The organism is Sessilibacter sp. MAH3 (assembly GCF_054658275.1).
Genome location: NZ_BAAGIE010000023.1, coordinates 1 through 10,709 on the forward strand (window position 1 = coordinate 1; position 10,709 = coordinate 10,709).

Annotated in this window: 7 protein-coding genes; 4 read left to right on the forward strand and 3 right to left on the reverse strand. The window is 41.8% G+C overall.

Features of this window, described 5'->3' with window-relative positions; genetic code table 11:
• Positions 1-132: 132 nt before the first annotated feature.
• Both ACYQ2C_RS13780 and ACYQ2C_RS13785 read right to left on the reverse strand, forming a co-directional pair.
• Entirely contained in the window at positions 133-519 is a 387-nt protein-coding gene (locus ACYQ2C_RS13780; RefSeq protein ID WP_460103700.1) for a hypothetical protein, read from the reverse strand.
• Between the two features lie 17 nt (positions 520-536).
• On the reverse strand, positions 537-776 hold the full coding sequence (locus ACYQ2C_RS13785; protein ID WP_460103697.1) for a TetR/AcrR family transcriptional regulator: 240 nt from the start codon (positions 774-776) through the stop codon (positions 537-539).
• A gap of 118 nt (positions 777-894) precedes the next feature.
• Here ACYQ2C_RS13785 and ACYQ2C_RS13790 point away from each other — a divergent pair, with 118 nt between their 5' ends.
• The 4 genes from ACYQ2C_RS13790 to ACYQ2C_RS13805 all read left to right on the forward strand — a co-directional run bounded on the left by ACYQ2C_RS13790 (position 895) and on the right by ACYQ2C_RS13805 (position 8,099).
• On the forward strand, positions 895-2,358 hold the full coding sequence (locus ACYQ2C_RS13790; RefSeq protein ID WP_460103694.1) for a sodium:solute symporter family transporter: 1,464 nt from the start codon (positions 895-897) through the stop codon (positions 2,356-2,358).
• A 413-nt stretch (positions 2,359-2,771) separates the two neighbouring features.
• Positions 2,772-5,060 carry a TonB-dependent receptor gene (locus ACYQ2C_RS13795; protein ID WP_460047372.1) on the forward strand — a complete coding sequence of 763 codons (2,289 nt, stop codon included), beginning with the start codon at positions 2,772-2,774 and terminating at the stop codon, positions 5,058-5,060.
• Between the two features lie 336 nt (positions 5,061-5,396).
• Positions 5,397-6,281, forward strand: a complete 885-nt coding sequence (locus ACYQ2C_RS13800; RefSeq protein WP_460103690.1) for an alpha/beta fold hydrolase — start codon at positions 5,397-5,399, stop codon at positions 6,279-6,281.
• 417 nt (positions 6,282-6,698) lie between these two features.
• Positions 6,699-8,099: an extracellular catalytic domain type 1 short-chain-length polyhydroxyalkanoate depolymerase gene (locus ACYQ2C_RS13805; protein WP_460103687.1), complete on the forward strand. Its 1,401-nt coding sequence runs from the start codon at positions 6,699-6,701 to the stop codon at positions 8,097-8,099.
• Between the two features lie 42 nt (positions 8,100-8,141).
• Here the strand turns inward: ACYQ2C_RS13805 and ACYQ2C_RS13810 are convergent, their stop codons facing one another.
• Complete coding sequence (locus ACYQ2C_RS13810) at positions 8,142-10,094, reverse strand: S9 family peptidase (RefSeq protein ID WP_460115698.1); 1,953 nt, start codon at positions 10,092-10,094, stop codon at positions 8,142-8,144.
• Between the last annotated feature and the right edge of the window lie 615 nt (positions 10,095-10,709).

Here is a 10,709-nt window from a genome sequence, read left to right on the forward strand (position 1 = left end):
TCAATCACTTACCGTTCTTGAAATTGGCGACACATCCTTGTGTCGCGAGAAACTCTGGTTAATCAGAGTTTCCTATGGTGTATTTTTATCACTGTGTAATTTTATGCCGACCAGTTAGGTCGGCGTAAAAATTTAATCACATACTTTTCTAAACGCCGCGGCCATAAATGGCACCATTAATTCGTAGGCGGTATCAAAATCGGTAGACTGGCATTTACCGTTTGAGATTCTATCGATCCGGCCGGTTTGTGCGAGAGTTAATGCCAGTGCGCCCGACATGTAGTGATAACACCAGTGGATCTTGTCTTCGCTGGCATTTGGAAAAATATCCTTCAAGGCTGCAATAAATTCGACAACGCGTTTGTCGAAGAATTTGCTCATCATAATTTTATTCCACACTGGCGATGTCATTACGTAGGCAAGCAATGCCAAGTAATTACGCCAACCCGGATCTTCGGTTTGCTGAGCCATTTTCAATGGCATTAAGAACGCCTCAATCACTTGTTCTAGAGTTTGCATGGACGACTGTTGGGCGGCTAAGAGTTTGTGGCGCTGGTCGCTGAGCTGTTGTGCACGGCGATCAAATACGGCGTGGAAGAGGTCGAGTTTTTACCAAAGTGGTAATTGGCCAGTGCAACGTCAACTTCGGCCAATTTCGCAATCTGGCGAATGGTAACGCCGTCGTAGCCATGTTGCGCAAATAGCGCTTCTGCCGAGTCAAGAATCCGTTCTTTTTTATTGATTTCTTTATTGTTTTGCGTTGCCGGTTCAGTCATCAGGCGTTTCCTTATTGAGGTGTCTAAAAGCGAAATTTATCAGGTTTCATGTTTTTCGCTTGCCTATTCAACAAGTGTTGAATATAGTGTAAAAAAAATCAACTAGGTGATAATAATAATGACTCCTGAGATTTTTAAGTACCTTCTCTGTGGTTTTTACGTTGTTGTAATTTATGCACTGTCTTGGATCGGTATGCGCCGAACCCGAGATATTCAAGGTTTTTCGATCGGTAACAAGGATATGAGCCCCTATTTAGTGGGTGTCACCCTTGCTGCGTCTGTCGCATCAACCGCTACCTTTGTGATCAATCCCGGCTTTGTTTATATTCATGGTGTATCGGCATTCTTACATTATGGTGTAGCGGCGTCGCTGGGTATTTTGACTGCATTTGTTGTGCTCAGTCGCGGCTTTCTGCGATTGGGTGCCAGTAATAATGCGTTGACGATACCCGACTGGATTTACCACCGTTTTCAAAACAGAAAGCTGAGTTTATTTTTCGCGTTTATTAATCTGCTCTCGGTTACCTTCGTGGTATTAATCTTAGTAGGTTGTAGCTATTTGATGACGGGATTATTCCCGGTTGATCAAAAAGTCGCATTGATCATAATCTTGGTATTTGTATTCTCTTATGTGCTTATGGGTGGTACCTACGCCCACGCTTATACGAATACACTGCAAGGCATTATGATGTTAATTATTGCCCTCGCTCTATTCGTTGATGGTTTCCACTATTTCGATGGCGGAATCATGGCTTCACTGAAGTCGGTGGGTGACAATTTTAGCGCGGTATACAATCCAGACAGCGATCTCTATTTTAGTTTCTTCTCGGTCTTTGTTAGCGGTTTTATTATTACCTTTGCGTTAATGCTGCAACCGCATATTTTGACGAAAGTGCTCTATCTTAAGAGCGAACGTGATATTAAGAAATTTATTGGTACCACGGTTGTTGTAGGATTTTGTTTCTCGCTGATGCTTGCTATAGGTTTTTACGCCCGCCTCTCTGGCTTAGAAATCGAACGACAAGATCTGGTGGTACGTGAATATTTGCTAGCGGAGTTTTCTGAGTCCGCTGGCGGTAAATATCTGCTGACCTTTGTGTTTATTACCTTGCTTGCAGCTGGTATGAGTACACTTGACGGCATCTTGGTATCACTTTCTGCTATGGTCGTAAAAGACATTGTTATGCCCGTTACTGGTAACCATAACCATGGCTTGCAAATGTCACGTTATGTATTGATTGGTGTCGGTGTTTTCTCCGCCGCACTCGCGTGGAATCCTCCGGCTTTGATTGGTTTATTCGCCCAAAAAGGCGTTTATGGCTTAGCCGCTGCCTCGGCTGTTCCCATCTTATTTGGGGTTTTAGTTAAAGATAAACTTCCCATTTGGGTGGTAGGTATCCCGGCAGTTTTAGGCTTGAGTCTGCATTTAATTCTTAATCTGTTCTTGGGCGTGCAAAACCCCGCGGTATCGGCAACCATTGCGATATTTGTAGCGCTTGGTTTTGGCTGCACAGGTTTAGTGTGGGTTCGTTACAAAAGCCCAGAATTAAAATCCGAAAAAAAATTAGTAAGTGATACTTGATTTTTCATCGTTTGTTGAATAACCTTAAAATCAATTCAACAAACGATGAAATTAAGCGGTGAGTTAGATTCTTAAAGTCGGATTCTTAAAGATAGATTCTTAAAGTTCGACTCCAAGGCTTCATTAGCATCTTTGGTCTCAATAACTCATCGTTTAATTCAGTTGATGCATTAATAATAAAAACAAAAAGCTCTCTACGCTAAATATCTAAAAACTGGTTTACATTTTAATAATAATATTCAGTTGCACTAAAACTCTCTAATGGCATTAAAGCCAAAAAGATAAAACAGACCGATATATTTCCCTAAATTATCATTGTTGATTGCATTTTTATTCGCACCCAACAAAGTCTGTTTATACAGATCGTATCTTTATTGGCTTACCCAAAACACTAATAATAAATAGGTACAGCTATGACAATCATTACCTCAAATCCTGAGCCAACTACAGCAATCGCTCGCAAATCAAAAAAATTATTGCCGTTATCTATTGCTGCTGCTATTGGTGCACATATCTCTTTGTTAGCAATGCCCGTTAATGCGCAATCGATTTTAGAAGAGGTTGTGGTAACGGCTCAAAAACGTGAACAATCTATACAAGATGTTCCTGTATCGGTAACGGCGTTTGATTCTAACGTGCTCGAAAAAACCGGTATTTTGGATATCACCGAACTGCAAAAAGTCTCTCCCAACACAACCTTGCAAACCAGCCGCGGTACTAACTCAACCTTAACTGCGTTTATTCGCGGCGTTGGGCAAGAAGATCCATTGTGGGGTTTTGAGCCCGGTGTAGGACTTTATGTTGACGATATTTATTTCGCCCGTCCTCAAGCCGGTGTGTTAGACGTTTACGACGTTGAGCGAATTGAAGTGTTGCGTGGTCCTCAAGGAACTCTCTACGGTAAAAACACCATCGGTGGTGCCGTTAAATACGTCACCAAACGATTAACCGGTGATCCTGAATTTAGCGTAAGCAGCACCATTGGTAGTTACGATCAGCGCGATATTGTTATTGCCGGTCAACTGCCTTTAATTGATGATCGCGTAATTGTTGGTGCCAGTTTGGCAAGCTTAAAACGCGATGGTTTTGGTGAATTCTTATTAAATGGCGATGAAAATTACAATAAAGATATTCTTGCCGGGCGTGTTAGCGTTGAAATTACACCGAGCGAAACTGTCTTAATTCGAGTTGCCGCAGACTTTACCGATGATGATTCAAACGCAAAAGGCGGATCTCGTCTAACACCAAGTTTACTCGTACCCGACGAACCCATTCCAAGTAGCGTGTACGATAGTTTCGCTGATTTAGATACCGATAATAACGTCGAAAGCTCGGGTGCTTCGGTAACCGTTGAGTGGGATGTAAGTGATAGTGTTACCTTAAAATCTATTACCGGTTATCGCGAAGGTGAAACCCAAACCAATATCGATTTCGATAATACTTCTTTTGCGTCGTTACACGTTCCCGCAGAATATGATGACGACCAATTTACTCAAGAATTTCAAATAAATTACGATACCGATCGTCTGCATTTGGTTGGTGGACTTTATTACTACGACGGTACCGCATCTGGCGCCTTCGATGTATTGCTAGGCGCTTTTGATAATCCAGATTTATTCGGTGACGGCTCTAACGTTGTTGGTAATTTTGATGCGATTACAGCAGGTTCTGTCGATACCACCAGCTATGCAGCCTACACTCATTTAACCTACGACGTGAGCGATAATCTATCGGTAACTCTCGGTGCGCGCTACACGGTCGATCAAAAAGACGCTACCGTTTATAACGCAACATTATTTGCCGATGGTCGTTCAGAGCGTTTAGGCGGTGCCGACTTATTTATTCTCGGAATTAACACCGATTACAGTAATGACGATACCTGGAATGAATTCTCGCCACGATTAAGCGTAGATTACCATTTCAATGACAATATTTTGGGTTACGTGTCGTACAGTCACGGCTTTAAAAGTGGTGGTTTCGACATGCGAGGTAACGCTCGTCTAAACCCAGACACCGTAAATGGTTACGACCCAGAAATTGTTGATACCTATGAAGTTGGCGTGAAGTCAGAATTCTTTGATGGACGTTTACGTGTTAACGCCGCAGCCTACTACACCGATTACGATGATCTGCAAACCACCGTACAGTCGGCAACCTCTTCAGGCGACACCTTTGTGAGTGAGGTGGTTAACGCCGGTAAAGCGCGCGTTAACGGTGGTGAGTTAGAAGTTACCGCACAAATTTACGGTGGGTTGAGCTTAATTGGCTCTGCGGGTTACACCAACGCAGAATTTACCGAAGTGATTACCGAAGGTCCCGATGGTCCTGTAGATGTATCCGATTTTTGGGAATTCTCGTTTACGCCAGAGTGGACAACGTATTTAGCGTTAAATTATTTCCACGATTTAGATACTTCAGGTACTTTAAGTTTAAATTTAGGAACCTCATACCGCAGTGCCACACGTATTTTCCCGCAGGTAGAATCTTTGGTTGACCAAAAAGGTTACAACCTTTGGGATGCCAGTATCGTCTGGAACAGTAACGATGACCATTGGTCGGTTGGTCTACACGGTAAAAACTTGAGTGATGAAGAGTATCGTGTTGGCGGTTACAACTTTATTGGTTTAGGTTTAGAAAACTCAATTATCGGTTACTACGGAAATCCAAGAACGGTATCTTTAAACGTAAATTACCGTTTGTAATTACTTAGTCATTGCAATCGGTTTGAGAGGTGTGCTTGGGGGGTTAATATCCCCCTTTTTTGACCGCGATTTTTTTCATTGAATTTGTATTATTGTTCGCCTGGTTGAAATTAGTTGATCTTGCAAATATTCCTGACTTTTTTCAGCGGTAAATAATTATTATTTTTGGTCTTTAAAGCACACTTTACGTGATTTAATTTTTGGCAAATGCATCGCATGCCGAATGTATAAAAACAACTATAAATACCGCAACCATATTGCTCGTGTAAATACACCATTGTTGGTATGTCTTGTCGAAAATGTAAGAGCAGAGTGTTGTGTCGACTTGGAACTGTTATGAAAAAATGTATTGATATCGATTACACCAGTAACGATGGATTGAAATTATATGCGCGCGATTATAATGTCAGTGCTCGACAAACCATAATATGTATTCCTGGGCTAACTCGTAATTCTAAAGACTATTTGGACTTTTGTGATTATTTCAGCACCGAATATCGAGTTATTGCTGTTGACCTTAGAGGTCGCGGCAAATCTCAATACGACGATAATGTTATAAACTATAATCCATTAACCTACGCACAAGATATTCTACAATTAATACATTACCTTAATATAAACGATGTGATCTTAGTGGGTACTTCATTGGGTGGGTTAGTCTCAATGATTTTGTCCAACTTGGCGCCAGGTTTAATAAAAGGCATTGTGTTAAATGATATTGGCCCAGAAATAAATCCCATTGGTGTTGATCGCATAAAAAGTTATGTTGGCAAAGCTTCAGTATTTCACAGCTGGGCAGACGCTGTAGCAAGCGTAAGATCGGTACATGGTTCGGAATTACCCGGCATGACCGATGCGCAGTGGTTAAGCTTTACTAAAGGCTTAATGAATGAAAGCGAGTCTGGCGAGATAACTTTTGCTTACGATATAAAAATAGCGCAATGGATTAGTGATAAAGACGATTCGCCAAAACAAGCTGATTTATGGCCGCAATTTGACAATATGCTAGATGTACCGCTTTTGGTCATTCGCGGCGCGCACTCCGATATATTGGATATACAATGCGTGAATAAAATGCGTAACAAACATCACTGCATGCAATATTGTGAAATAAAACAACGGGGTCATACGCCCATGCTTAATGAACTTGAATCTATAGCGGCGTTAGATGACTTCTTTCGCGATTTATGCTTCCAATCGACCTTATCTAAAGCGTTATAATTCACCGTTAAAACCCTCTGATCAACTCATAACTGATGTGATCAGAGGATAGAATCAGACATAAAAAATGTAATGTCTAATTTTTTTGAGATTATCTTTAGGAAATTCTGGATTAATCAAAGCTTCCTTTAATTTTTATCGAAATCATTCTGGTTTATGTTTTAGTGAGTTAATTGCAAAACAATAATTAACATCGGTGACACATTGCTGTGTTGCCGAAAGCTCACAAATAACGTGAGTTTTTGTACCTTTTTTCAGCATAATACAATAATAAAATTTACACCTCTCCAAATCGTTTGTGATTTTTTAATCCAAACCTGTCGCTTTGAGATTCAATGTAGAAATGGAAAGTAGCAGTATCTAACTAATAATAAAATTAAATCTTAAAGCATTATTTCTGTTTACTGAGAGAATGCTATGAAAAAATTACTACCTACCTTGGCGTTAGGTGCCGTGGCTGTTGCGGTCTCACAAATGGCTTTTGCCGGAAGTTGGACCACAGAAACCATCGCGCAAATGCCCGTTTCTATTTACACACCTTCAAGTGCGCCGGTACTTAATGGCAAGCGCGCATTGATGATTTCCACCGGAGGTTGTACCCAACAGGGGGCTACTAATACCGAATTCCGTGATCAAAGTAACTGGGAAGCCACCGCAGAAGAATACGGCATGGTCGTGGCTGTGCCCAATGCACCCAACGGTGGCGTATTAATTTTTGGTTGTTGGGACTATTACGATTCAAACCATACGCGCACCAATCGCCACAACGATAATATTTTATCGTTAGTCTCTACCTTAAAATCCCGAAGTGCATTAAACATCGATTCCGACCAAGTCTATTTTTCGGGATTATCATCCGGCGGCGGTATGGTCAATGTTATGGCTTGTCTTGCGCCAGATGTGTTTGCCGGATTAGGTAATTCCGCGGGACCTGCTGTGGGAACTTCATCCTCTGAAGCGTCTTTTGTGGCAACCACCGCTCAAGAAATGCGTAATACGTGCTTATCTTTAGCGGGTTCGAACAGCTCATTCTTAGATACCCAAATTATGTCTATTGTTTGGGGTAGTAGTGATTTTATTGCTGCGCCCGGCTACGCTGACGTAAACGCAAACGGCTTTGCCAGTGTTTACGGGGCAACCGCCGACAGTGGTAGCGAAGTTATTCCCGGAATATCTCTCGACGGTGTTGAAACCACACACAGCGACGCAAATGGTGAACGTGTTTCTAAGGTTATTGTGCAGGGGTTAGCGCACGCATGGCCCGCTGGAGGTGGTTCTGGAGTAAGTACTTATATGGATAACACGTCCATTAATTATCCTGCTCATTTAACCGCGTTCTTATTTGCGAATAATCGCCGTGTTGGCAGAGAGCCTCCGGTAGGCGTTAACTCATTAACATTGAATTCGCCAAGCCAAGTTGAGCTGGGAGCCTGTGACCTTTACGATGAACCCGGCTTTAGCGCAACCGATGCAACGTTGGGTGATGTCACCAATTTGGTAGCCGTTTCTGGCAATCAGTTTGATACCTGTACCGCAGGCACCTACACCATCAGCTACTCGGTGGATTTCTCCGACGGTAGCCAAGATACACAAACGCGCACCGTGGTGGTTAGTAGCCAGCCTACCTTTGATTGCCAAGAATTCGTGAGCAGTAATTACGATCACCTTGTCGCAGGCAGAGCCGCTTACTGTAACAGTGGTGCGTTGGTCTGTACGGTTGGTTCTGGCGAGCAACTGGGTTATGCCGTTGCCTGGCCAAATAATGTGGTTGTATCCGAACCGAGTCCTGGTTATTTCCAAGCTGGCAGTTGCCAATAATAAAAAAAAGCGGCCCAAGGCCGCTTTTTTTCGCTTCATCATTTAATTGATGGGATTGTAGGTTTTTAGAAATCCATCAATTTCGGTAAGCATTTGCTGTCTCGTATCGCTTACCGAAAGCCAATGATCTTCACCCGATAAAACCGCCGAGTGTATATTTTTATCGGCAGATTTTAATTTCGAAATCATATTCCGCGATTGCGTTGGTGAAACTACCGTGTCGTTTTTACTGTAGATAATCAAAGTCGGCGCTTTAAACGCTTTCGCATGTGTAATGGGTGAAATGTTCTCGAAATCGACTTTATTGAATTCGTTATCGCCAATAATGCCTCGCCAGTAATCCAGCACCCAACTGTCACTGCCCGATTCACGACGCTCTTGGGTAAGCATTTTAGGAAGATCCGTAACGCCGTTAACGGCAATAACACAACTGAATTTATCGGGTGTAATACCACCGGCTAAGAGCGCAACATAGCCACCATAAGACGCACCCATAATGCAGGTTTTATTCGGGTTGGCTATGTTTAAACCCACAAGGTAATCGAACGCATCGGTAACATCGGTCTGCATTTCTCTACCCCATTTACCTCTGCCTGCTTCCGTAAAGGCTCTGCCAAATCCAGAAGATCCTCTAAAGTTCGGTTCTATAACCAAATAACCAAGGCTCGCAAAATATTGCGCCCACCAATCAAATTGAATGGAACTGTAACTCGCCGGACCGCCGTGGGGGAATATAAGTGTAGGTAGGTTTTTTCTGTCTTCGGGAGAGGAACCTAAGGGCCACGTAGCAATAGCGTTTAGTTCGGTTCCGTCTTGTGCTTTGTACGCAAAGCTCGAAACATCAGCGACCGAATTCGCCGAGATAGACTCATAGCGACTACCCAGTTTTTTAAGCTTTATATTTTGCGTATCAAATAAATACAAATCATCCGGTGAATTGCTGCCCGATACCGAGAGCACAAAGGTATTGCCGGATTCGTCAATATCCAACAGAAAAACCGACTGCTCTGGAAATGTCGCTATTACACGATCCATCGCAGCCTGCGTATGTTCAGATAAAAACTGATAACTAGGGCGAACGCCTGAATAACGCACACCAACCAATTCGTTTTTAAAGGTAATTATCTGCGTAATATTGCTGTTGCTGGTTTGGAAAATAGGGTCTTTTTCTACGCCATCTTTTAAGGGCAGAATAGAAAGCGCTTCGATAAAGTTATCATCATGACTTAATATATACAGCTCATTATTATTTGCAGAAATACCGACAATATCTAAGCTAACGATATCGGTCTCGTGTCGATAAATTTCTTTTGTATTATTGCCACTTGTGTACGCATTTACTGTGTAAATATTATTTTTATCGTCAAAATCTTCGCGAGCTAGTACTTCGCCATTTTTGTTCATGTGCCAAGCAAATGTAGAGGCGTTGCCTTTTTTGTGCAGCTTACCCTTGCCGTTGCGTAAATTAACACGATAGATGTTATAACGAGCGTTAGAAGAATCATCATAAGCGGCCATGTAGGCAACTTCTTCCTTTGAATTTACCGCAATAACATTACCCAAAGATGCTTGGGCAGGATACAAGCCGGGAGTTTTATCGAGTAATAAAACTGTTTCACCGGTTTTTATATCAATTGCATAGGCAGCAGAATTTTCGAAACGGCCTACGTAAGAGTGCACCCGTGTGGTTTCACTAAAACGCGTGATGATATAGCGGTTAGAGCCAAATTGAAGAGATCGCAACTTGGCGCCATCACCAACATTAACGACACGTACGGGTTTTAATGTTTGCACATCCACTACAACGAGGTTAGTTGTGCCGTTGGCCTCTCTGATCCAGGCGACTAACGAGCCGTCGGGAGAGATTGACATAGAGCGATTGGTGGGTAGTCGTCCATAGTCCGCAAGGTTTGATGCCAACACAGTTGTGTGTGCGAAACCGAGGTATATCAAAAAAACCGCTAAAATCCGGGTTAATAAACTGCCTAGTTCCATAAGCATAACTCTTCTTAATCAGTGCATTTCCAAATTCTTAAAAACAAGCCCAAGGTACGTTATTAAGGGGGGCAAACGTAAAATAGACAAAATCGACAGAATTATAATCGATAAGGGACACACGAGGTATAAACTATAGTGTTAGTAGGGAGGGGTATTTTTCTGGTTTCCGGATAGAGAATACTTAGAGCGTTAATTGCGTGCAAAGAATGGTTGAAAGTATTTATTTTTACCAATTATTTTCAATGTATAAATATTTCTATTTCATAAGTATTCTAATTTAAAAAGGTAGATGGCTCTGAGTAATATCGGTGATTTAAGAGTGTAAGAATATTCTATTTAGGAATCTCTGATTAACTCATCCATGATTTAATCAGAGTACAGAAATTGAAAATGCGATTTCCAATTTCTGCACAATTTCAATTACTTGCCGTTCTTGAAGTTGGTGACACATCCTTGTGCCACCGGAAATTCTGGGTTAACCAGAGTTTCCTTTATTATTAATGATAGTGAATGATTAAAACTAAGAAAAATTGATGATGGTATTTTAAGTTTTAGTATTTCTTAGTTTTTTATTTGATTGAGTTGTTGAGTAATAATCAAGATATTTCACAT